This is a genomic window from Pseudomonas sp. AAC, assembly GCF_000725445.1.
Classification (GTDB): Bacteria; Pseudomonadota; Gammaproteobacteria; order Pseudomonadales; family Pseudomonadaceae; genus Pseudomonas; species Pseudomonas citronellolis.
The window spans coordinates 39,591-59,891 of sequence record NZ_KL647094.1; the positions used below are offsets into that span (position 1 = coordinate 39,591).

Genomic DNA, 20,301 nt, shown 5'->3' on the forward strand with positions numbered 1-20,301 from the left:
ACGCTGCCCCACCCGCGCCATTCCCATGTAGGAGCGCGCCCTGCGCGCGATTCGCGGGCAGGCCCCGCTCCTACAGTTCCAGGAAAGCCCCGTAGGATGGGTTGAGCGAAGCGATACCCATCGCCACCACCGCATGGGTTTCGCAGGCTCAACCCATCCTACGAAAAGCGACTCGGCGCAGCAGGCAAGACGGTTGCGCCTACGGCTCCAGGAAGCACCGGCGTAGGAGCGGACCTTGTCCGCGATTGGACTCGCCGGCTACGCCAGCCCCACCGGAGCCTGGCTGTTCTCTTCCAGCAACTCGACCACCACCTCCCGCAACGCCTCATCCACATCGCCCTTGCGCGCCAGGTGGCGGCGAAAACTGCGAACCTGCCGCGCCGCGCTGCCACCCTCACGGGCCAGCCGGCAGGCATGGGCATAGGCCCATTCGTTGCCGGCACGCGCCGCTGTCCCACACTGCGCCCAGGCCAGTTCCAGCCACCGCGCCAGGTCCACGCAGCGCCCATCGGCCAGCAGGAAGCGCGCCCGGCAACCGTGGCGCTGGGCCTGCCAGTAGTTCTCCGCCAGCAGCGCCCGCAGCCGGTGCGGCTCCCTTGCGTCGGCATCGGCCATGGCCTGGGTGAGCAGCGCGCGGAACAGCCCGGCGATGCACAGCGCATCGGCCAGGCGCGGGCAGGCGTCGCTGATGCGCAGTTCCAGGGTCGGGTAGCGTGCCGAGGGCCGGACGAACCACCAGGCGTGGCCCGGCTCGCGCATCAGGCCCCGGGTGTGGAGCAGCTTCAGGTAGGCCTGGTAGGCCGGCTCGTCGTCGAACCAGGGCGGGATGTCCATACGCGGCCACTGCCCGGACAGCGCCCGGCGGTAGCTCGCCAGCCCGGTGTGGCGGCCCTGCCAGAACGGCGACGAGCAGCTCAGCGCCAGCAGCAGCGGCGCCCAGGGCAGCACCCGGTTCATCAGCGCCACCCGGTCCAGCCCCGGCGGCACTTCCACGTGCACGTGCAGGCCGCACAGCATGCTGTTGCGGGCCGGCTGCACGTAGTCCTCGAACAGGGCGCGGTAATGCGCCGGCTCGCTGGGCGCAGCGTCGGCGAGGCGGCTGAACGGGTGCGCGCCCACCACCAGGCTGCGCAGGCCGTTGGCCCGGGCCAGCTCGGCCAGCTGCGCGCGGCCGCGGGCGAGAAAGGCGGCGGCCTCGCCCAATTGGCGGAACACCGGGCTGACCAGTTCCGCCTGGCACTGGAACATCTCCTCAGCGAAGCAGTCGCCCAGCGCTCGGCGGCAGGCCTGCACCCATTCGGGCGGGACCTGCCGGGCCAGGTCGAGGCTGGCGCCGTCGACGAGGAAGGCCTCTTCCTCGATGCCGAAGCGGGCCGGTGGGTAGGCGGGCGTCGCGACCATGGGGATCCCTGCCGGAAGGGTTACAGGATCGACGCCGCGGCCCCGTCCGGGGTTCCGTTTTTCCCACGCGCAGCCGCTGGTGCCGATCGTTGAAACCTTCGCCGCCGGCGCCACTCGCAATGTTCAGGAGCCATCGCCAGAGGAGCCGCCCCATGAACCTGCCCTGTACTCCGCCCCGCGAAGAGGCGGTCGATGCCCGTTCGCTGCACAGGGCGCTGCTCCATGCGCCCCTGGAGCACCTGGCGGCGGCCGAAACCTTCCTCGACCGGCAGCTGCGCCAGGCGGCCGAGCTGCCCGTCGACCTGCCCGACACCCCGGCGGCCTGGCCGCAGTGGCTGGACGCGCGGGCCGCCCGCACCGCGCGGGACTATGCCCGGTACCTGGCCGAGCGGCATGCCGGCGCGCCGCGGCGCTACTTCGGCAACCGCGCCCACGCGCTGCACTTCCTGCGCGGCGTGGCCCCCACCAAGCTGGTGGACGGCGCCTGGCTGTATGGCGTGCTGGGCCATGCCGGCGACGCCCGCCTGCTGCCCCTGCTGCATACCTACCTGGAGGAACTCGGCCGCGGCGTGGCCGCCAGCAACCACGTGCTGATCTACCGCCACCTGCTGGAAAGCCTGGGCTGCGCCGGCGCGGCCGAGCTGTCCGCCGAGCACTACGTGCAGGGCGCGGTGCAACTGGCGCTGGGCTGCCTGGCCGGGCAGCGCCTGCCCGAGCTGATCGGCTACAACCTGGGCTACGAGCTGCCGCCGCTGCACCTGCTGGTGACCACCTGGGAGTTGCAGGAGTTGGGCATCGACGCCACCTACTTCCGCCTCCACGTGACCATCGACAACGCCAGCTGCGGCCACGCCCGCCGGGCCCTGCAGGCGCTCTACAACCACCTGCCGGACAAACCGCGGCGCCGGGCCTTCCTCGCCCGGGTGCGGGCCGGCATGGGGCTGAACGACGTCGGTCTGTCCAGCACCCAGGTGATCGACGGCTTCGACCTCGACCGCGAGCTGCTGGCCATGCTGGAGCGCAAGCAGCCCTTCGCCCGCCACCTGCACAGCGACCGCACGCGCATCCAGGGCCGCACCCTGAACCAGTGGCTGGCCGCGCCCTGGGGCGTGGCCGCGCTGCTGCGGGCGCTGCAGCAGGAGGGCTGGATCCGTCGCGACGCCGACCCGGCGCACAGCCGCTTCTGGCGCCTGGTCAGCGGCCCCGACGCGGCCATGTTCGGCGTCTTCGATGGCTATGAGCAGCAGCTGCTGCACGACTGGATCGCCGGCAGTTGGTCGCCTCCGCACGCCCCTGGCCGGCGCGCGCCGCAGCCGGTGGCGCTGGAAGCGGCGCCGGCCGACCTCGACGAGGAAGAACGCCGGCTGCGCCGCGAACTGGCCCAGCTGGCGCCGCACCAGCGCCGCCGGCACCTGCTGCCGCTGCTGGCCCCGCAGCGCCACTGGACGCCGCTGGGCCTGCTGGCCACCCGCCTGTTCAGCCAGGACCTGGGGGTGGCGCCATGACGCCGCTGCCGCCACGCCTGGAAGCCCTGCAGGCGCTGGGGCAGCGCCTGCGCGGGGAAGGCTACGCCTTCGTCACCGTGAGCCCGGCCACCCACGCGCGGGTCAATGCCCGCGAGGAAAACGCCCTGGCCCGCGACCTGCGCGACGTCTTCGGCTGGAGCCGGCCCTTCGCCGAGGACCTGCTCGAGCGCTCGCTGTTCTCCCTGCTGGAGGCCGCCGACCTGTTGCAGTGGGATGGCCGCCACTGGCGCAGCAAGGTGCGCTGGTCGAGCCTGGAGGACCAGTTGTTCGCCCATTCGGCCTACCCCACCGAGGCGGCCGAGGCGGTGTTCTTCGGCCCCGACACCTACCGTTTCGCCCGCGCCATCGCCCAGCACCTGCGCACGCTGGACAGCCGCGACATCCATCGCGCGGTGGACATCGGCTGCGGCGCCGGGCCCGGCGCCATCCTCCTCGCCGGGGCCTGCCCGCAGGCGGAGGTACATGCGGTGGACATCAACCCCCACGCCCTGGCCTTCACCCGCGTCAACACGCTGCTGGCCGAGGCGCCGCAATTGCAGGTGCGCCGCAGCGACCTGCTGGAGGGCCTGGCCGGCGACTTCGACCTGATGGTCGCCAACCCGCCCTACATGCTCGACGCGGCCCAGCGCACCTACCGCCATGGCGGCGGCTCCCAGGGCGCGGAGCTGTCGTTGCGCATCCTCGAAAGCGCCCTCGGCCGCCTGGCGCCCGGCGGCAGCCTGCTGCTCTACACGGGCGCCGCGGTCATCGACGGCGAGGCGCCGCTGTGGCGCCAGGCGAGCCGGCTGCTGGCGGCCCGCCCCGGCTGGGAATGGCGCTACGAGGAACTGGACCCGGACGTGTTCGGCGAAGAGCTGGAAGTGCCCGCCTACCGCCAGGTGGAACGCATCGCCGCGGTGCTGCTGACGTTGCGGCGCCTGGCCTGATCCCCGTCACAGCCAGGGCTGCACCGGCGGGCTGCACAGCGCCACGCCGATCGCCAGGCCCAGTTCCTCCAGGCCCACCGGTTTGAGCAGCACGGGGTAGGAACGGCCGTGGGTGGCCGAGCGCTGCGGGTCCTGGGTCAGCACCAGCACCCGCGTCAGCGGGCGCAGCGGCAGCGACGACTGGATCAGCGCCGGGCCGGTGTGCGGCCCGGCGAAGGGCTCGTCCACCAGCATCAGGTCGATCACTACCGAGGATGCCAGGTGATCCAGCGCCTGTTCCGTGTCGCCCGCGCTGAGCACCGCGTAGCCGCGGTCCAGCAACAGCTGCTCCAGGCGCCACAGCTGGTCGGCCTGCTCGGCGAGCAGCAGCACCACCTTGTTCGTTTCGCTCATGGCTCGTCTCCGTCGGTGAATGGTCCGACTTCCTGGCGAGCAAGAACCACGCCCACCCGCGCGACGATCCAGGCCCCGGCGCAGAGCGCCCGCGCACAGGGTCATGGCAGGACGACATCAGCAGAATGCGCTGGCGGCCCCGCCAGGCGCTGCAAAATGCCCAGCGCGGCCGCCGGTAAGCTGGCCGGCACCAAGCGGCGCCGGCGCAGTCGCAGCAAAGAGCGGCCAAGCGAAGGTACCCGCCATGACAGAGCATCCCCGCCCCCTCCCGGCGGAGCCCGCGGAGGAGTTCAGCGAACGCAGCCACCCGGTCGCCGAGCACATGGCCGGCCAGCGCCGGGCCTGGCGCCTGGAGCGCCTGGGGCTGGCCGTCCTGCTGGGCATAGTGCTGGTGGCCCTGAGCGGCCTGTTCGCCAGCGGCCCGCTGAGCTCGCGCCAGTTGGCCAGCCAGGATGGCCGGCTGCAGGTGGAGTACGAGCGCTTCGGCCGCATCGGCGCCAGCCACAACCTGCACGTGCGCCTGCGAGGCGCCCCGGGCAGCCCGGCCGAACTGCGCCTGGGCGGCGACTTCCTCGCCCGCCAGAGCGTGCAGAGCCTGCAGCCGATGCAGCGCGGCGACAGCTGGCGCGGCGGGCTGGCCATCCACGGGCGGCACGACGAGCGCGGCGAGTGGCACCTGTTCCTGACCTTGTTGCCCGACGCGCCGGGCCTGCTCGACTACCGGGTGGAAGGCGCCGGCCAGGCCCTGGAATTCAACCAGCTCATCTACCCCTGAGGAGGTGCCCCATGGAGTCGGTCCTGCGCGCCGCGGCCATCTACCTGCTGTTGCTGATCCTCTTCCGCATCGCCGGCAGGCGGTCGCTGGCGGACATCACCACCTTCGACCTGCTGCTGTTGATGATCATCGGCGAGGCTACCCAGCAGGCCCTGCTGGGCAACGACTTCTCGCTGATCAATGCGGCGCTGGTGATAGTCACGCTGATCGTCATCGACGTCGGCCTGTCGCTGCTCAAGCTGCGCCACCCGGCAGTGGACCGGCTGATCGAGGGCTCGCCGACGCTCATCGTCGAGTACGGCCGGCCCTTGCGCGCGCGCCTGGCCGAGGCGCGCCTGCGCGAGGAAGACATCCTCCTCGCCGCGCGCCAGACCCAGGGCCTGGAGCGCATGGAGCAGATCCGCTTCGCCATCCTGGAGAAGAACGGCAAGATCTCCATCATTCCCGAGAGCGGCAAATGAGCGGCTGCGAAGTGTTCCGCATGGATCAGCGCGGCGGCGGCGCGTCGCCTTCGGCCTGCTCCTGGTCGGCCACGCGCTGGGGCGTTTCCCCGGCGCCGGCGCTCTCGCCCATGCGCTGGTAGGTGTCGCGCAGCTTCTGCAGCTGCTCGGCGTCCAGTTCGTCCAGCCCCATCAGGGCGTCGTGGGCCGCGTGGGTGGTGCGCAGCAACTCGTCGATCTTGATGTGCAGGGCGTCGGTGTCGCGGTTCTGGGTGTTCTGGATGAGGAACACCATGAGGAAGGTGACGATGGTGGTCGAGGTGTTGATCACCAGTTGCCAGGTGTCGTTGAAGTGGAAGAAGGGCCCGCTGACGGCCCAGGCCACCAGCAGCGCGCAGGCCACGGCGAAGGTCGGCGGGCGCCCGGCCCATAGCGACAGCCACTGGGCGAAGCGGGAAAACGACAGCCCGCCGGGCTTTTCCCGCTCTGCGCCAGCCGCGGCCGGGGGCGCCTCGTCGGCCCCCGGCGCGGCCGCCTTCGCACTCTGCCCCGGCCGCTCAGCCCGGGCGCTTCTCATCGCCGATCCCCTGGATGTCTATGTCCTCCGGCGAATACTCCGCCGTCGAAGCCGGGGGCTTCTGCACGCAACCCTCGCTGCCGTCCTCCTCGGGCGTCTCGATGACCGGGCCGGGCCGGCGCGGCTCGCCCTTGCGCTCGCGCACCGGCGCCTTCGGCGGGTCGTCATGTTCGGCCACGGGGCCAGGGCGGGGTTTCTGCACGATGGTGTTCTTCTCGCTCATCACGTTCTCTCCCGGGGCCGAGCCCCCAAAGCCTCTGGTGTCGCCCTCGGTGGAAAAGCGCCGCGGCCGAGAGTTCAGAAGTTCTCCCCGGCGGCAGCGCGAGCTTCGCCGTTTTCCTGAACTTCTGCCGCCTCGCCCCGACCAAAACTACTCATACGCATCGATAAGGGGGAACACCATGGCGTCGCTGAATTCCTGGCTCGACCTCGCCTTCCTCGGCCGCCTGCTGCTGGTGGTGGCCGCCGCCTTCGTGGTAGCCGGGCTGCTGCACCTGCTCATCGGCTCCCTGAGAAAGCGCCTGGCGGCCAGGACCAGCCAGTGGGCCCGCTATGCCTCGGCGATCGCCAACAGGACCAGCAACCTGCTGCTGTTCGCCTTCTCGCTGATGCTGGCCCTCAAGCTGGTTGCCCTGCCGGGCAACTGGGAGGCGGCGCTGACCCATGGCTGGTTCGTCATCCTGGCGCTGCAGGTGGCCCTGTGGCTCGACGCCTGCGTGCGCCTGTGGACCGGCGAGCTGGCCCGCTCGCGCTTCGGCGGCATCCGCAACCCGGTGATGGCGACTCTCCTCTCGGTGGTGATCCTGATCGTCGTCTGGGCCGTGATGCTGCTGTCCATCCTGGCCAACCTGGGCGTCGACATCACCGCGCTGATCGCCAGCCTGGGCGTGGGCGGCATCGCCGTGGCGCTGGCCGTGCAGACCATCCTCAGCGACGTGTTCGCGTCCCTCTCGATCGGCTTCGACAAGCCCTTCGAGATCGGCGACTTCGTGGTGTTCGGCGACGTGGCCGGCACCATCGAGCACATCGGCCTGAAGACCACGCGCATCCGCAGCCTCAGCGGCGAGCAGATCGTCTGCTCGAACACCGAGCTGCTCAAGCAGACGCTGCATAACTACAAGCGGATGAACACCCGGCGCATCGTCTTCCAGTTCGGCATCAGCTATCGGACCTCGGCCGAGCAGGCCAAGGCGGTGGCGGAGCTGGTGAAGGAAATCATCGACGCCCAGCGCGAGGCGAAGTTCGACCGCGCCCACTTCCTTTGCTTCGACGAGAGCCGCCTGCTCTACGAGGTCGTCTACATCATGCAGACGGCCGACTACAACCGTTACATGGACGTGCAGCAGCAGATCAACCTGGGGCTGCTGGCCGGGGTGCAGGCGCTGGGCGTCGACTTCGCCTTCCCGGTCCGCGAGCTGCGCAACGTCGAGGCGCCGGGCGATGCCCCGCGCGGCCAGGAACGCCATTTCGCCCGCCCGCCGGCGCAGAACGGCGGCCAGGGCTCCACCAGCCATTGAGCGGGCGCCTCAGTCCTCGGGCGCGGAACGCTCGTAGCGCGCGCTGAACGCCTGGATGAAGGCGTTGCGCAGGATGCCGAGGAAGGCCTGGAACGCGCTGACGTCCCGGTCATGGATGTTGCCGCTGAGCTCGACGCGGGTCGCGAACTGGTCCTTGCGCTGGTTCTTCAGCAGCGTCTCGCCGCCGCCCACCAGCGCCTCCCAGATGGAGCGGAACAGGCCTTTGTCCTTCTCCTCCACGTCCTGCTGCCAGTTGAACACGTCGACGTCGCGCAGCAGCGGCTTGATGTAGCCGCTGAGCCGGCCCTCGTCCGCCCTGGCCTCGATCACCAGGGTGCCGTGGCCCTGGTTGAAGTCGAACCTGCCGTAGGCCGCGGCGAAGTCGTTCACCCGCCGCAGCTCCACGTCGCTGGCGCGCAGGCGCAGCTCGAAGTCCTCGAAGTTGGCGAAGGGGTCGAAGGACGCCTGCACTTCCAGCGGCGCCTGGCCGAACAGCTGGGCGTGGCCTTCGAAGCGGGCCACCCGTTCGCCCTTCTCGTCCCTCACGTTGGTCAGGTTGTACAGGCTCGCCTGCACCGCGCTGGCGGTAAGGTGCACCGGCGGCCTGGAGCGGTAGTTGCGGAAGTGGATGCGGCCGTCGTCGATGCGCACCTCGTCCAGGGTGATGGGCAGCAGCTTGTCCAGCTGCTCGCGCCAGTCGGTGCCGGCGCCGCTCTGGGAGTCCTGGCGGTCGCCGCCGTCGACGAAGTTCAGCTGCGGCCGCAGGAACACCACCCGCGCCACGATGCCGTGGTCGTACCAGAGCGCGTGCCAGCTCACCGAGAGGTCGATCACCGGCGCGTCCAGCAGCGGCACCGGCACCTTGCCGTTGACCTTGACGATCTTCAGGCCATTGATCCGGTAGGCCCCGCGCCACAGCGCGAGATCGACGTCGGCGAGCTGGCCGTGGTAGTCGCCCATGCGGTCGAGCTTGCCGTTGAGGTAGTCGCGGATCACGTAGGGCAACGCGACATGCGCGACCAGCAGCAACGCCAGGATCGCCAGGACGCTCGACAGGAGCAGGCTGTAGCGTCTTTTCATCACCGCCTCCGGAGCTTCTCTGGCAGTGGACTGGCGCAGCGGACGGCGAGTTCAGTGCGGTGGCGGCCAGTCCGCGATGGGTGCGGCTAGACGAGTGTGGAGTCAGGGTTGGCAACGGTGTGTGGGCGAAGTCCGCTGCCCTCACCCCAGCCCTCTCCCAGAGGGAGAGGGGGCTGTCCGTGCCACCGGGGTGTCCGGTGCGCTCGGTGAGTCTAATCGCGGACAAAATCCGCTACTACGCCCCCGGCAAACACAACCCGTAGGATGGCGTTGAGCGAAGCGATACCCATCACCACAACCGGCAAGACAGTTGCTCCTACGTCCGTGCCTTCTGGCCGTAGGAGCGTCCCCACGTCACGCCGGCACCGCCCCCACCTGCACCTCCCTCGCCCAGATACGATGCTGCAGCAATGCGTTCTTCAACCCAGCGAACACATCCCCCGCTGCCGCCCCCATCACCAGGCCATCGTCCGGCTGCAGCCCCAGTTGCCCCGGCAACGCCTGCGCATCGCCGCTGAAGGCCAGCGGCTTGAGGTGCTTGTAGGCCTCCAGCAGGTAATGCAGGCCACGGCCGTCCCCGCCCAGCGTGACCGCCACCCCGCCCGGCACGTAGACCGCGTCGAAGGCCACCGAGGGCAGGCCGTCCCAGGTGCCCTGGGGCGCCAGGCTGGTGCCGCTGTCGGTCTTGACCGGCGCCGCCGTAGGGCCGATCAGCTTGGCGCTGGCGCCCTCCGCGCCCAGGGCCTGGAGCATGTCGCCGATCTCGCTTTCGCTGGCACCGTCGGCCACCAGGATCGCCACCTTGCGCGAACGGATGTCGCCGGCCAGCAGGTTCACCTGGCTCAGCGCCGGCGATGGCTGCGGCGCCGGGCGCTGCGGGGCCTTCGCCGTGACCTGCACGCCGATCTGCGCGGCCACCCGCGCGGCCAGCTGGGCGTCGATGTTCACCAGCACCTCGTTGACCTCGCGCTCGCGGATCGCCTGGCGCTCCACCTTGCCCAGCTCGAAGGCGTAAGCGGCCACCACGTGATTCTGCTCGGCCTCGCTCAGGCTGTGCCAGAACAGCGCGGCCTGGCTGAAGTGGTCGGCGAAGGACGCCGCGCGTTCTCGCACCTTGCTGCCGGTCATCGGCTCGTGGTAGCTGACGAAGCCGCCCTGGCGCGCCGCCGGCGGGGTTTCCCGGGGCCAGCCGGCGTCGATGGAGTTGGGCTCGTAGGAGGCCCGCCCGCGGTGCAGGCTGTGCTGGTGGTAGGCGTCGCGCTGGTTGTTGTGGAACGGGCACAGCGGCTGGTTGATCGGGATCTGGTTGAAGTTCGGCCCGCCCAGGCGCAGCAGCTGGGTGTCGGTGTAGGAGAACAGCCGGCCCTGCAGCAGCGGGTCGTTGCTGAAATCGATGCCCGGCACTATGTGGCCGACGTGGAAGGCCACCTGCTCGGTCTCGGCGAAGAAGTTGTCCGGGTTGCGGTTCAGCACCATGCGCCCGAGCAGCTGCACCGGCACCTGTTCCTCGGGCACCAGCTTGGTGGCGTCGAGCAGGTCGAAGTCGAACTTGTCCTGGTCGTCCTCGGCGATCACCTGCACGCCCAGCTCCCATTCCGGGTAGTCGCCCTTCTCGATGTCCTCCCAGAGCGTGCGGCGGTTGAAGTCCGGGTCCTTGCCGGCGAGCTTCTGCGCCTCGTCCCAGACCAGCGAGCAGGTGCCGGACTTCGGCCTCCAGTGGAACTTCACCAGGTGGCTCTCGCCGTTGGCGTTGACCAGGCGGAAGGTATGCACGCCGAAGCCCTGCATGTTGCGGAAGGCGATGGGGATGGCGCGGTCGGACATCAGCCACATGACCATGTGCGCCGACTCCGGCTGCAGCGAGACGAAGTCCCAGAAGGTGTCGTGGGCCGAGGCGCCGGTGGGGATTTCGTTGTGCGGCTCGGGCTTCACCGCGTGGACGAAGTCGGGGAACTTGATCGCGTCCTGGATGAAGAACACCGGCATGTTGTTGCCCACCAGGTCGAAGTTGCCCTCCTCGGTGTAGAACTTCACCGCGAAGCCGCGCACGTCGCGCACGGTGTCGGCCGAGCCGCGCGGGCCCTGCACGGTGGAGAAGCGCACGAACACCGGGGTGCGCTTGCCGGCCTTGCCCAGGAACGCCGCCTTGGTCAGCGCGCTGCAGTCCTCGTAGGCCTCGAAATAGCCGTGGGCCGCCGAGCCGCGGGCATGCACCACGCGCTCGGGGATGCGCTCGTGGTCGAAGTGGGTGATCTTCTCGCGCAGGATGAAGTCTTCGAGCAGCGAGGGGCCGCGCGGGCCGGCCCTGAGGCTGTTCTGGTTGTCGGCGATGCGCGTGCCGGTATTGGTGGTCAGGGCCTGCCCGGTGGCGTCCTCGCGGTAGCGCTCCAACTGTTCGAGCTTCTCGTTGCCGTTGCCGCGGTCGGTGGTCTGGGTCCCCGCCAGTTGGCTCTGCTTGCCGGACTCTTTGTTCTGCGTCATCTGTCCATCTCCTGATCAGGTGGGCGGCGCCCATGGGCGCGCTGGCTCTTGGTTGGGGGCGGGCGCGGCGGCGGAGTTCAGGCTTTTTTCCCGGCGGTAGGCCGGCGGCGCGTTCGGCGTTCGGTTTGAACCTCCGGCCTTGCCCGGCAGTCGGCTGGGAAACGACCTCCGCCGGAGCCGCCATGTCCCACGACCTGCCCACCGGCCTGCTGCAGGCCCTCGCCGACTTCGAACTTCCCCGCGACCTCAGCCGCCAGCCCGACACGCTGGGCCGGCGCCTGCGCGAGCTGTGCGCCGCCGGCCTCGACCAGTTGCCCCGCCCCGGCGGCGGCCACACCCTGCAGCGCTGGCAGGCGCTGGCCACGGTGGCCGGCGCCGACCTGTCGCTGCTCAAGCTGTACGAAGGCCACACCGATGCCCTGGCGATCCTCGCCGAGCTGGCCCCCGAAGTGCCGCGGCGCCCCGGCGTCTGGGCGGTGTGGGCCGCCGACCCGCCAAGCCAGCGGGTACGCATCGAGGCGCGCCGGGGCGACGAGGTGCGCATCAGCGGGGTCAAGCCCTGGTGCTCCGGCGCCGCCCAGGTGAACCAGGCGCTGCTCAGCGTCCGGGATGAGAACCAGCGCCCGCAACTGGTGGCGGTGAGCCTGAAGCAGCCGGGCGTGCAGGTCGCCGAGGGCGGCTGGAACGCGGTGGGCATGGCCGCCACCGCCAGCGTCGAGGTCAGCTTCGAGGCAGCCGGGGCGCGTTGCGTGGGCGGGCCGCTGGCCTACCTGGAACGCCCCGGCTTCTGGCACGGCGCGGCGGGCATCGCCGCCTGCTGGTACGGCGCGGCCAGCCGCCTGGCCAGCTACCTGCACCACGGCCACACCGACGACCCGCACGCCATGGCCCACCTGGGCGCGGTGGACGCCGCCCTGGCCGGCGCCGCCGGCGCGCTGCGCGAATGCGCCGGCTGGATCGACGACAACCCCGACGCCTGCGCCGAACTCTGCGCCCGGCGCGTGCGGGCCCAGGTCGAGGGTGCCGTGGAGGCGGTGCAATGGCACGTCGGCCGCGCCCTGGGCGCCACGCCCTTCTGCCGCGACCAGCATTTCGCCCAGTTGGCCGCCGACCTGCCGGTATTCCTGCGCCAGAGCCACGGCGAGCGCGACCTGGCCTTCCTCGGCCTGCGCCTGGCCGCCCAGGCCGCCGAGGCCTGGGCGCTATGAGCGCGGCGCAGGACCCGATAGCCGCGGCCGGCGCCGGCACCGACCCGCAGGCCTGGCGCGCCTGCCGGGCGCTGCAGCGCTTGCCGCGGATCACCCCGCAGACGCTGCTGGGCGACGGGCGCCTGGTGCTGGTGGCGCCGCACCCCGACGACGAGGTGCTCGGCTGCGGCGGCCTGCTCGCCAGCCTGGGCGACTGGGCCGGCGAGCTGCTGCTGGTGTCGGTCACCGATGGCGAGGCCAGCCACCCCGGCTCGTCCCGCTGGACGCGCGAACGCCTGCGCGAAGTGCGCCCGCAGGAGAGCCGCGAGGCCCTCGCCCGCCTCGGCCTGGACCTGCCGCGCCTGCGCTGGCGGCGCCTGGGCATGGCCGACGGCCAGGTCGACGCGGCCACCCTCGATAGCGCCCTGCGCGGCCTGCTGCGCCCCGGCGACAGGCTGCTCAGCACCTGGCGCCGCGACGGCCACCCGGACCACGATCAGGTCGGCCTGGCCTGCGCGGCGGCAGCCGCTACTTCCGGTGCGCGCCATTGCGAAGTGCCGATCTGGGCCTGGCACTGGGCCGCCCCCGGCGACCCGCGCCTGCCCTGGGCGCGGGCCCGGCGCCTGGACCTGGACGCGCGCGCCCGGGGGCGCAAGCGCCGGGCCATCGCCGCCCACGTCAGCCAGCTGCAAGCGGACCCCACCCGCGGCGCCGGCCCCATCCTCGGCCCGCACCTGCTGGAAACCCTCAACCAACCCTTCGAGGTGTACTTCCTGTGAGCCTGCCCGCCAGCCATTTCGAGGCGCTGTATGCCGACGATCCAGACCCCTGGGCCTTCCGCACCCGCTGGTACGAACGGCGCAAGCGTGCGCTGCTGCTGGCCTGCCTGCCGCGCCCGCGCTTCGCCCGCGGCTTCGAGCCGGCCTGCGCCAACGGCGAACTGAGCATCGAACTGGCCCAGCGCTGCGATGAACTGCTGTGCAGCGACCCCAGCGCCACCGCCGTGAGCCTGGCACGCCAGCGCCTGGCCAGCTGCGACCACGCCCGCGTGCGCCAGGGCGGCCTGCCCCAGGACTGGCCCGCCGGCCGTTTCGACCTGGTGGTGCTCAGCGAGCTGGGCTACTACCTCGATGCGGAGTCCTGGCGCCTGGCCTGCGAACGCGCCGCCGCCAGCCTGGAGCGCGGCGCCGCGCTGGCGGCCTGCCACTGGCGCCATCCGATCCAGGGCTGCGAACTGGCCGGCGACGCCGTCCATGCCCTGCTCGCCGAGGCCATGGGCACGCCGGCGCGGGTCTGCCACCTGGAACCGGACTTCCGCCTGGAGCTGTGGTTCGACGACAACGCCGGGGCCGCCCCGTGATCGGCGTGCTGGTGCCGGCGCACAACGAGGAACAGCGCCTGCGTGGCTGCCTGTTGTCACTGCTGGAAGCGGCGCGCCACCCGGCCCTGAACGGCGAGCCGGTAACCGTGCTGGCAGTGCTCGACAGCTGCACCGACGGCAGCGCGGCCATCGCCGCCGAGCTGGGCGTGACGGTGCTGCCGGTGAGCGCGCGCAACGTCGGCCAGGCCCGCCGCGCCGGCGCCCAGCACCTGCTGGGCCTGGGCGCGCGCTGGCTGGCCTGCACCGACGCCGACAGCCGCGTCGGCCCCGACTGGCTGGCGCGCCAGCTGGCCTTCGACGCCGAGGCGGTGTGCGGCACGGTGTGCCTGGACGACTGGTCGGCCCATGCCCCCGAGGTGCGCACGCGCTACCTGCGCCACTACCAGTCCCGCGAGGGCCACCGCCACGTGCACGGCGCCAACCTGGGCATCTGCGCCCTGGCCTATCGCCGCGCCGGCGGCTTCCGCCCACTGCCCTGCGACGAGGACGTGCACCTGGTGCGCGACCTGGAACGCTGCGGCGCGCGCATCGTCTGGACGCACCAGACCTGCGTGACCACCAGCGCCCGCCGCGACTACCGCGCCCACGGTGGTTTCGGCGCCTACCTGGAGAGCCTCGCCGAACTGCCGCTGGCGCAGGGCGAATGAGCCATCGCCGGCGCACCCGCGAGCAGCCGATCGCCCTCGAGCAGCGGCCAGGGGCTCAGGGCAGCTCGGCCGCGGCGGCGTAGCGGTGCGCGCCGCAGCGCCGGCAGCACTGGTGCAGCAGGCGCTCGTGGCCCACTTCCAGCATCTCCCGGCCTTCCCACTCGCAGCCCCTGAGCAGGCACAACAGGGCGGACTTCATGCCGGCGGCTCCCCTGCCCGGGACGGCTTGCAAGGTTTCATCACGCGCCAGCCTCAGGCCACGCCATCCAGGGCGCCGGCCTGCCAGCCGTCGCCGGGGCCGGGTTCGCCCTCGCAGGGCGTCAGCGGGACGATGCGCAGTTCGGTGATGTCCGCCGGGTTGCTGTCCGAATGCAGGCTTTCCAGTTGGAAGCGCGCCTGGTCGGGGGTCAGGTTGCCGCTGGGGGCATCCACCTCGTGGGAGCAGGGCTGGCCTTCGAGCTCGTAATGGATGCGAAAGCGCGGGGGCTGCGCCATGGTCGTGTTCCTCCGTGGTGCGTGGTCTCCGGCTGACCGGCGCTCCGGGCCAAGGTTCAGCCGCGCTCGCCGACCGGCCTACCGCGCCAAGGACGCCGTGGAGGAACAGGATGGTGTTGAGCTTGCGAAACCCATGCGGTTGCGCCGATGGGTATCGCTTCGCTCAACACCATCCTACGAAAAGCCATGCTCGCTCCCACGCAACCCCACCCGCGCCATTTCCCTGTAGGAGCGCGCCCTGCGCGCGAATCGCGGGCAGGGCCTCCTACAATTCCAGGGAGGTACGGTTTTGCCCCCCGCACCGAGGCGCTCTTCGTAGGATGGGTTGAGCCTGCGATACCCATGCGGTTGCGCCGATGGGTATCGCTTCGCTCAACACCATCCTACGAAAAGCCATGCTCGCTCCTACGCAACCCCACCCGCGCCATTTCCCTGTAGGAGCGCGCCCTGCGCGCGAATCGCGGGCAGGGCCTCCTACAATTCCAGGGAGGTACGGTTTTGCCCCCCGCACCGAGGCGCTCTTCGTAGGATGGGTTGAGCTTGCGACACCCATGCGGTTGCGCTGATGGGTATCGCTTCGCTCAACACCATCCTACGAAAAGCCGTGCCCGCTCATGCGCCAGGACGCCGTCCGCGAGTTGAAATCCCCCTGTATAAGAAGAAGTTATAACGACGCTTCGCCAGCCAGTTACCGTCATTTCCTGACGTCGGCTTTTCGGCGCGAGCGGGGCCAGCGGCCCCCTGCCCTGCGCTTCCTGCTCTGCCCGCCGCCGCACTGAAAACCTGAACGCCCGCCCCGCTGCCTTCTCAAACCAGAATGAACCACGGGACGAGGTACGCAGCATGTTCTCCTTCGCCAGCGAAGCCGGGCGCGAACGCCTTTGCCACGCCGCCGAACCGTTGCCGGAGCCGGACGCGGCGGACACCATCCCCTTCGGAGCCCGACGATGAACGCATTCGACGACCGCCGGCACGCCGGCAAGGCCCTGGCCGAGGCGCTGCGCGAACGGCCCATGCACGACCCCCTGCTGCTGGCCCTGCCCCGCGGCGGCGTGCCGGTGGCCTATGAAATCTCCCTGGCCCTGCAATACCCCCTGGAGCTGCTGCTGGTGCGCAAGATAGGCGCGCCCGGCCACGAGGAATACGCCGTGGGCGCGGTGGTGGAAGGCGACCCGCCCAGGTGGGTGAAGGACGAGGACCTGCTGCGCCAGCTGCGCGTGGCGCCCGACTGGTTCGAACGCCGCCTGGCCGAACAGCTGCGGGAAATCGAGCGCCGCCGCGCCCGCTACTGTGGGCAGCAACCGCTGGCGTCACGCCGCGGCCGCGACCTGATCCTGGTGGACGACGGACTGGCCACCGGCAACAGCGTGCGCGCGGCGCTGCAGGCCCTGCGCGAGGACGACCCGCGGCGGATCATCCTCGCCGTGCCCGTGGGGCCGCCGGCCACCGTGGAGAAACTGCGGCCGCTGGTGGACGAGCTGGTGTGCCTGCTGACGCCGGAGGATTTCCACAGCGTCGGCCACTACTACCGGGACTTCCACCAGCTCGACGACCAGGAGGTCGTCGACCTGCTCCGCCCCTCGCGGACGCCTTCCGGCGCCTGATCCGACGGTGCTTCAACCACTGGCGAAACTTCTTCGAACCATTGTCCGGCGATGCCTTCCCAGTAACTGTGTGGGCCGACTGGCGGCCCACCCAATGGATGCGATGCATCCGAGGAGCACTTTCATGACTTCCAAAAACACCAACCCCGGCAACTTCGCCAACGATCGCGAAAAAGCCTCCGAGGCAGGGAAGAAAGGCGGTCAGCAAAGCGGCGGCAACTTCGCCAACGACCGTGAGAAAGCCTCCGAAGCCGGCCGCAAGGGCGGGCAGCACAGCCATGGAGGCGGGCGCAGCTAAGCCCTCACCCGGTGGAGCCTTTGGCTCCACCGGGGACCCGGCCGGACCGCGTGCCCGAGCTTTGCGGCGAAAAGCGTTTTGAAGGCAAACAGCAACTTGGCCATGGACTTTCCAGGCGGTCCATCGCTTCCGCTGGCGCGTCCTGCACGAAACATCCACTACGCCGCGGGCCCTCCCGAGTCATGGCTCATTCCTCCTGAGAGGTTTCGCTCAATGGGCAAGGCCCTGTTCGCGAGCCCGGCACTGTCCTGCTCGAAATGGCACAGCTCTTCCTGACGACGGGCCTCGGACCAGCCGAGCCTCGTAGCGGCGATCCGCGAGAGCGCCTCCGCCCTGCCCCGTCCCAGGGCACTCTCGCTGGCGGCCTGCGCAGGGGACAGGCGGCGGTAGGCCAGGGGCACCTTCCAGCCGCCCAGGGCCTCCACCAGCCGGAAGCCCATGTCCACCAGCCAGGTCGGGTAGCGGTCGCCCTGCCGGAAGGGATAGTGGAAGCGGTGGCGGGTCAGGTGGCCGGGCATCTCGCGCACCAGCTCGGCCCGGCACTGCATCACATCGCGCGTGTAGCGCAGCTTCCGGAGCATGTCGAGCGGGCGGAACGGCATCTGCATACCTCGTTGATTGTCGTTGGACGTCAGGTTGCATCTGATAAAAAAGTGCTGCGCACCTTTGCCGGCGGGCAGCACAAGTGGAGATCGTTAAAGCTCAGCCCGCCGCGCGGCAGGCCGGGCCGGTGTTCACTTGAGCACCCCGAGCCGTTGCGCGCCGTCGCTCGAGGCGACGAACTCGGCGATGTTGCCGACGCTCTGGTCGATCAGCCGCTGCATCGCATCGTTGCTGCTCCAGGCCACGTGCGGCGTGAGGATGAAGTTGTCCTGCTCGATCAACTGCAGGATCGGGTTGTCCGGCTGCACCGGCTCGTCCACCAGCACGTCCAGCGCGGCGCCGCCGAGGCGCCCGGCGAGCATCGCCTCGATCAGCGCGGCCTCGTTGACCACGCCGCCGCGGCCGGTGTTGACGATCACCGCGTCGGGCTTCATCCGCGCCAGCTCGGCGGCGCCGACCAGGTCGCGGGTCTCGTCGGTCAGCGGGCAGTTGATCATCAGCACGTCGCTGAGCTGCAACAGCGTGTCCAGCGGTACGTAGCTGGGCCCGGCGTAGCGGCCGCCGCGGTCATGGAAGACCACGTGCATGCCGATGCCCCTGCCCAGCTCGGCCACGCGCTTGCCGATGGGGCCGTTGCCGACGATGCCGAGCACGCGGCCGCGCAGGTCGCGGATCGGGTAGTCGAAGTAGATGTTCCTGGGCTCGGCGGCGCCGCTGCGCACCCGCTGCATCAGGCGGCTGTAGCTGGAGACCTTGCGGAACAGCTCGAACATCATCGCCACGGCATGCTCGGCCACCGAGTAGGTGGCGTAGCCCGGCACGTTGCTGACCTTGATGCCGTGCGCCCGGCAGTAGTCCAGGTCGACGATGTCGGTGCCGGTCAGCGCCAGGGAGATCATCCGCAGGTCGGGCAACTGGGCCAGGTGTTCCTCGCGCAGCGGCACGCTGCAGGTCAGCGCCACGCTGGCGCCGCGCAGGTGCTCCACCACCTGCTCCGGGCGCGTGTAGCGGTGGCTGACCCAGGTGTGCTCGAAAGGCAGCTTCGGCACGCGGACGTCGGGCCCGATACCTTCGTCGTCGAGGAAGACGATGCGATGCTTCATTGGAATGCTTTCCTATTTCTTCTGGGCGGGAACGTAGCCGGCGGGGGCCAGCGCGGCGAGCTGCGAGGTCAGGAAGCTGGCGTCCAGGTTGCGGTCCTCCAGGGACTCCTTGCGCACCAGCGCGTCACGCACCAGGTGGGCGCCGATGAAGCGGAACGGCTCCGGCGGGAACAGCTTCATCTTCTGGTTGACCAGGCCGCAGTTGGCCCACTCGTCGTTGGCCTCCTCCACCAGCGACTTGATGATCCGGCTGGCGAACACCGTGGTGCCGACGCCGTTGCCGGAGAAGCCGATGCCGAACACGATGTTCGGGTGGCCGCCCAGCTGGCCGAAGTTCGGCAGGCCCTTCATGGCGCGGTCGATCGGGCCGGTCCAGCTGCTGACGATGGGCACGTCGCTCAGTTGCGGGTAGAAGCTGCGCATCTCGGCAGCCACCTTCTGCGCCGCCGGCGTCGGGCGCTCGTAGAGGTCGCCGATCCTGCCGGCGAAGGCGAACTGCCCCAGCGGCTTGCCGAAGACGATGCGCCCGTCGGGGGTGTTGCGGTAGTAGTTGAGCACGGTGCGCGAGTCGGTGATGCACTCGCCGCCGCTGAAGCCGATCTGATCCAGGCGTTCCTTGACCGGCGCGGTGGCCACCATGTCGCTGGACATGACCGCGATCATCCGGCGCAGCTCGGGGAACTGCGCGCCCCAGGCGTTCATGGCGACGACCACCTTCTTCGCCCGCACGCTGCCCTGCGCGGTATGCACCACCGGCTGCTCGGAGCGCTCCAGGGTGGTCAGCGGCGACTTCTCGTAGATCACCACGCCCAGCTCCAGGGCCACCCGGCGCAGGCCGCGGGCCAGCATCGCCGGCTGCACGGTGGCGGCGTTGGGGTCGAAGATGCCGCCCATCATCCGCGCCGAGCCGGTGCGCCGGCGCACCTCCTCGCGGGTGAGGTTGCGGAAGGGGTTGACGCCATGGCGTTCGAGGCTGTCGGTGAGCACCTTCCAGGAGTCCACCTGGCGCTGGTTGCTGGCGGTCCACAGCCAGCCGTCCTTGCGGTACTGCGCGTCGATGCCGTGCTCGCGGCAGAAGCTGCCGATCTCGTCGATGGCCGATTCGGCGGCCTCGCAGATGCGCCGCGCTTCCTTCTCGCCGCAGATGCTCATCACCGACAGGTACTTCGCCCACCAGTTGGTGGCGATGCCGCCGTTGCGGCCGCTGGCGCCGGAGCCGCAGCGGTCGCGCTCGACGATGACGATCCGGCGCTCGGGATGCGCCTGCTTCAGGCGGATCGCCGACCACAGGCCGAGGAAACCTCCGCCGACGATGCAGACGTCGGCCTGCTCATTACCCTTGAGCGAGGGGGCGAGGTGACAATCGCGATCCAGCGCCTGCGCATACCAAAAGCCACGGTACATGTGTATTCACCCACTGCGAATGTGATGGTTAGAACACATGTTGCCGAAGGGGACGGCCGGCCACTATCAGGTTACGGACAGATGCTAGAAGCCCGCTGCCGAGTCAATGCCGTTCGCTTGGGAAAGGATGCCGTTTCTCTGGCTGGGGGGAGCGGGATTTTCATATGCTCTGAAGGGGCGTTCCGGTGCGCTCGGGTATTTCATCGTAGGGCGCATAACGCCTATGGCGTTATCCGCCGAATCGCGGACGGAGTCCGCTACGCAGCCCCACCCGCACCATTCCCATGTAGGAGCGCGCCCTGCGCGCGATTCGCGCGCAGGGCCCGCTCCTACAGGTAGCCGGGAAGCACGGTATTTCTCCCCCCGTAGCGGACCTTGTCCGCGATAACCGGCCATCCCGACGCGATTCGCGGATAAGATCCGCTACGCTGCCCCACCCGCGCCATTCCCATGTAGGAGCGCG

The 20,301-nt window shown here is 70.3% G+C and carries 21 protein-coding genes and 1 pseudogene; 11 read left to right on the plus strand and 11 right to left on the minus strand.

Features of this window, described 5'->3' with window-relative positions:
* Nucleotides 1-258: 258 nt before the first annotated feature.
* A complete protein-coding gene (locus tag FG99_RS00155) occupies nucleotides 259-1,401 on the minus strand; it encodes a carboxylate-amine ligase (protein ID WP_043266470.1) in 1,143 nt (380 codons plus the stop codon).
* Nucleotides 1,402-1,553: 152 nt separating this feature from the next.
* On the opposite strand from FG99_RS00155, the gene FG99_RS00160 reads away from it, so the two are divergent.
* Both FG99_RS00160 and FG99_RS00165 read left to right on the plus strand, forming a co-directional pair.
* Nucleotides 1,554-2,906 (plus strand): iron-containing redox enzyme family protein, encoded by a 1,353-nt coding sequence (locus FG99_RS00160; RefSeq protein ID WP_043266472.1) that lies wholly within the window; start codon nucleotides 1,554-1,556, stop codon nucleotides 2,904-2,906.
* Nucleotides 2,903-3,853 carry a N5-glutamine methyltransferase family protein gene (locus FG99_RS00165; RefSeq protein ID WP_043266474.1) on the plus strand — a complete coding sequence of 317 codons (951 nt, stop codon included), beginning with the start codon at nucleotides 2,903-2,905 and terminating at the stop codon, nucleotides 3,851-3,853. The genes FG99_RS00160 and FG99_RS00165 overlap by 4 nt, the downstream gene beginning before the upstream one ends.
* Before the next feature lie 6 nt (nucleotides 3,854-3,859).
* On the opposite strand, the gene FG99_RS00170 is transcribed toward FG99_RS00165, so the two are convergent.
* Nucleotides 3,860-4,246 (minus strand): response regulator, encoded by a 387-nt coding sequence (locus tag FG99_RS00170; RefSeq protein ID WP_043266476.1) that lies wholly within the window; start codon nucleotides 4,244-4,246, stop codon nucleotides 3,860-3,862.
* Between the two features lie 244 nt (nucleotides 4,247-4,490).
* Here FG99_RS00170 and FG99_RS00175 point away from each other — a divergent pair, with 244 nt between their 5' ends.
* Nucleotides 4,491-5,021 carry a hypothetical protein gene (locus FG99_RS00175; protein ID WP_043266477.1) on the plus strand — a complete coding sequence of 177 codons (531 nt, stop codon included), beginning with the start codon at nucleotides 4,491-4,493 and terminating at the stop codon, nucleotides 5,019-5,021.
* Between the two features lie 11 nt (nucleotides 5,022-5,032).
* The gene (locus tag FG99_RS00180) at nucleotides 5,033-5,482 is read left to right on the plus strand and encodes a DUF421 domain-containing protein (RefSeq protein WP_009619789.1); all 450 of its coding nucleotides are present in this window, start codon (nucleotides 5,033-5,035) and stop codon (nucleotides 5,480-5,482) included.
* Nucleotides 5,483-5,507: 25 nt separating this feature from the next.
* On the opposite strand, the gene FG99_RS00185 is transcribed toward FG99_RS00180, so the two are convergent.
* Together FG99_RS00185 and FG99_RS00190 are read right to left on the minus strand one after the other, a co-directional pair.
* Nucleotides 5,508-5,927, minus strand: coding sequence for a low affinity iron permease family protein (locus FG99_RS00185; RefSeq protein WP_043267847.1), 420 nt, complete (start codon nucleotides 5,925-5,927; stop codon nucleotides 5,508-5,510).
* Nucleotides 5,928-6,018: 91 nt separating this feature from the next.
* Nucleotides 6,019-6,261, minus strand: a complete 243-nt coding sequence (locus FG99_RS00190) for a hypothetical protein (RefSeq protein WP_043266479.1) — start codon at nucleotides 6,259-6,261, stop codon at nucleotides 6,019-6,021.
* Nucleotides 6,262-6,439: 178 nt separating this feature from the next.
* Between FG99_RS00190 and FG99_RS00195 the strand changes: the two genes are divergently transcribed.
* Entirely contained in the window at nucleotides 6,440-7,555 is a 1,116-nt protein-coding gene (locus FG99_RS00195; RefSeq protein ID WP_043266481.1) for a mechanosensitive ion channel family protein, read from the plus strand.
* Nucleotides 7,556-7,564: 9 nt separating this feature from the next.
* On the opposite strand, the gene FG99_RS00200 is transcribed toward FG99_RS00195, so the two are convergent.
* Together FG99_RS00200 and katE are read right to left on the minus strand one after the other, a co-directional pair.
* The gene (locus FG99_RS00200; protein ID WP_043266483.1) at nucleotides 7,565-8,635 is read right to left on the minus strand and encodes a DUF748 domain-containing protein; all 1,071 of its coding nucleotides are present in this window, start codon (nucleotides 8,633-8,635) and stop codon (nucleotides 7,565-7,567) included.
* Nucleotides 8,636-8,989: 354 nt separating this feature from the next.
* On the minus strand, nucleotides 8,990-11,116 hold the full coding sequence (katE, locus tag FG99_RS00205; protein WP_043266485.1) for a catalase HPII: 2,127 nt from the start codon (nucleotides 11,114-11,116) through the stop codon (nucleotides 8,990-8,992).
* Between the two features lie 182 nt (nucleotides 11,117-11,298).
* On the opposite strand from katE, the gene FG99_RS00210 reads away from it, so the two are divergent.
* From FG99_RS00210 to FG99_RS00225, 4 genes are read left to right on the plus strand one after another with little or no spacing between them, the layout of a single operon-like run.
* Entirely contained in the window at nucleotides 11,299-12,324 is a 1,026-nt protein-coding gene (locus FG99_RS00210) for an acyl-CoA dehydrogenase family protein (RefSeq protein ID WP_043266486.1), read from the plus strand.
* The gene (locus FG99_RS00215; protein ID WP_043266488.1) at nucleotides 12,321-13,082 is read left to right on the plus strand and encodes a PIG-L deacetylase family protein; all 762 of its coding nucleotides are present in this window, start codon (nucleotides 12,321-12,323) and stop codon (nucleotides 13,080-13,082) included. The genes FG99_RS00210 and FG99_RS00215 overlap by 4 nt, the downstream gene beginning before the upstream one ends.
* Nucleotides 13,079-13,663, plus strand: a complete 585-nt coding sequence (locus FG99_RS00220) for a methyltransferase domain-containing protein (protein WP_043266490.1) — start codon at nucleotides 13,079-13,081, stop codon at nucleotides 13,661-13,663. The genes FG99_RS00215 and FG99_RS00220 overlap by 4 nt, the downstream gene beginning before the upstream one ends.
* Complete coding sequence (locus FG99_RS00225; RefSeq protein WP_043266492.1) at nucleotides 13,660-14,331, plus strand: glycosyltransferase family 2 protein; 672 nt, start codon at nucleotides 13,660-13,662, stop codon at nucleotides 14,329-14,331. The genes FG99_RS00220 and FG99_RS00225 overlap by 4 nt, the downstream gene beginning before the upstream one ends.
* Nucleotides 14,332-14,386: 55 nt before the next feature.
* On the opposite strand, the gene FG99_RS32405 is transcribed toward FG99_RS00225, so the two are convergent.
* Both FG99_RS32405 and FG99_RS00230 read right to left on the minus strand, forming a co-directional pair.
* Nucleotides 14,387-14,530 (minus strand): PSPA7_2676 family Cys-rich small protein, encoded by a 144-nt coding sequence (locus FG99_RS32405; protein WP_162839907.1) that lies wholly within the window; start codon nucleotides 14,528-14,530, stop codon nucleotides 14,387-14,389.
* Between the two features lie 53 nt (nucleotides 14,531-14,583).
* The gene (locus FG99_RS00230; RefSeq protein WP_009619767.1) at nucleotides 14,584-14,826 is read right to left on the minus strand and encodes a hypothetical protein; all 243 of its coding nucleotides are present in this window, start codon (nucleotides 14,824-14,826) and stop codon (nucleotides 14,584-14,586) included.
* 947 nt (nucleotides 14,827-15,773) lie between these two features.
* On the opposite strand from FG99_RS00230, the gene FG99_RS00235 reads away from it, so the two are divergent.
* Nucleotides 15,774-16,430 carry a phosphoribosyltransferase gene (locus tag FG99_RS00235; RefSeq protein WP_043266494.1) on the plus strand — a complete coding sequence of 219 codons (657 nt, stop codon included), beginning with the start codon at nucleotides 15,774-15,776 and terminating at the stop codon, nucleotides 16,428-16,430.
* A 148-nt stretch (nucleotides 16,431-16,578) separates the two neighbouring features.
* Nucleotides 16,579-16,728, plus strand: a pseudogene (locus FG99_RS00240) (general stress protein); the annotation flags it as partial.
* A gap of 158 nt (nucleotides 16,729-16,886) precedes the next feature.
* Here FG99_RS00240 and FG99_RS32410 read toward each other — a convergent pair.
* The 3 genes from FG99_RS32410 to FG99_RS00255 all read right to left on the minus strand — a co-directional run bounded on the left by FG99_RS32410 (nucleotide 16,887) and on the right by FG99_RS00255 (nucleotide 19,838).
* Complete coding sequence (locus FG99_RS32410) at nucleotides 16,887-17,330, minus strand: hypothetical protein (protein ID WP_043266496.1); 444 nt, start codon at nucleotides 17,328-17,330, stop codon at nucleotides 16,887-16,889.
* Between the two features lie 132 nt (nucleotides 17,331-17,462).
* Nucleotides 17,463-18,434: a D-2-hydroxyacid dehydrogenase gene (locus tag FG99_RS00250; RefSeq protein WP_043266498.1), complete on the minus strand. Its 972-nt coding sequence runs from the start codon at nucleotides 18,432-18,434 to the stop codon at nucleotides 17,463-17,465.
* 12 nt (nucleotides 18,435-18,446) lie between these two features.
* Entirely contained in the window at nucleotides 18,447-19,838 is a 1,392-nt protein-coding gene (locus FG99_RS00255) for an NAD(P)/FAD-dependent oxidoreductase (RefSeq protein WP_009619761.1), read from the minus strand.
* Nucleotides 19,839-20,301: the final 463 nt, after the last annotated feature.

Coding starts and splice junctions, on each gene's coding strand:
- FG99_RS00155 (WP_043266470.1), bottom strand. CDS start 1,401: ATGGTCGCGACGCCCGCCTACCCACCGGCCCGCTTCGGCATCGAGGAA.
- FG99_RS00160 (WP_043266472.1), top strand. CDS start 1,554: ATGAACCTGCCCTGTACTCCGCCCCGCGAAGAGGCGGTCGATGCCCGT.
- FG99_RS00165 (WP_043266474.1), top strand. CDS start 2,903: ATGACGCCGCTGCCGCCACGCCTGGAAGCCCTGCAGGCGCTGGGGCAG.
- FG99_RS00170 (WP_043266476.1), bottom strand. CDS start 4,246: ATGAGCGAAACGAACAAGGTGGTGCTGCTGCTCGCCGAGCAGGCCGAC.
- FG99_RS00175 (WP_043266477.1), top strand. CDS start 4,491: ATGACAGAGCATCCCCGCCCCCTCCCGGCGGAGCCCGCGGAGGAGTTC.
- FG99_RS00180 (WP_009619789.1), top strand. CDS start 5,033: ATGGAGTCGGTCCTGCGCGCCGCGGCCATCTACCTGCTGTTGCTGATC.
- FG99_RS00190 (WP_043266479.1), bottom strand. CDS start 6,261: ATGAGCGAGAAGAACACCATCGTGCAGAAACCCCGCCCTGGCCCCGTG.
- FG99_RS00195 (WP_043266481.1), top strand. CDS start 6,440: ATGGCGTCGCTGAATTCCTGGCTCGACCTCGCCTTCCTCGGCCGCCTG.
- FG99_RS00200 (WP_043266483.1), bottom strand. CDS start 8,635: ATGAAAAGACGCTACAGCCTGCTCCTGTCGAGCGTCCTGGCGATCCTG.
- katE (WP_043266485.1), bottom strand. CDS start 11,116: ATGACGCAGAACAAAGAGTCCGGCAAGCAGAGCCAACTGGCGGGGACC.
- FG99_RS00210 (WP_043266486.1), top strand. CDS start 11,299: ATGTCCCACGACCTGCCCACCGGCCTGCTGCAGGCCCTCGCCGACTTC.
- FG99_RS00215 (WP_043266488.1), top strand. CDS start 12,321: ATGAGCGCGGCGCAGGACCCGATAGCCGCGGCCGGCGCCGGCACCGAC.
- FG99_RS32405 (WP_162839907.1), bottom strand. CDS start 14,530: ATGAAGTCCGCCCTGTTGTGCCTGCTCAGGGGCTGCGAGTGGGAAGGC.
- FG99_RS00230 (WP_009619767.1), bottom strand. CDS start 14,826: ATGGCGCAGCCCCCGCGCTTTCGCATCCATTACGAGCTCGAAGGCCAG.
- FG99_RS00235 (WP_043266494.1), top strand. CDS start 15,774: ATGAACGCATTCGACGACCGCCGGCACGCCGGCAAGGCCCTGGCCGAG.
- FG99_RS32410 (WP_043266496.1), bottom strand. CDS start 17,330: ATGCCGTTCCGCCCGCTCGACATGCTCCGGAAGCTGCGCTACACGCGC.
- FG99_RS00250 (WP_043266498.1), bottom strand. CDS start 18,434: ATGAAGCATCGCATCGTCTTCCTCGACGACGAAGGTATCGGGCCCGAC.
- FG99_RS00255 (WP_009619761.1), bottom strand. CDS start 19,838: ATGTACCGTGGCTTTTGGTATGCGCAGGCGCTGGATCGCGATTGTCAC.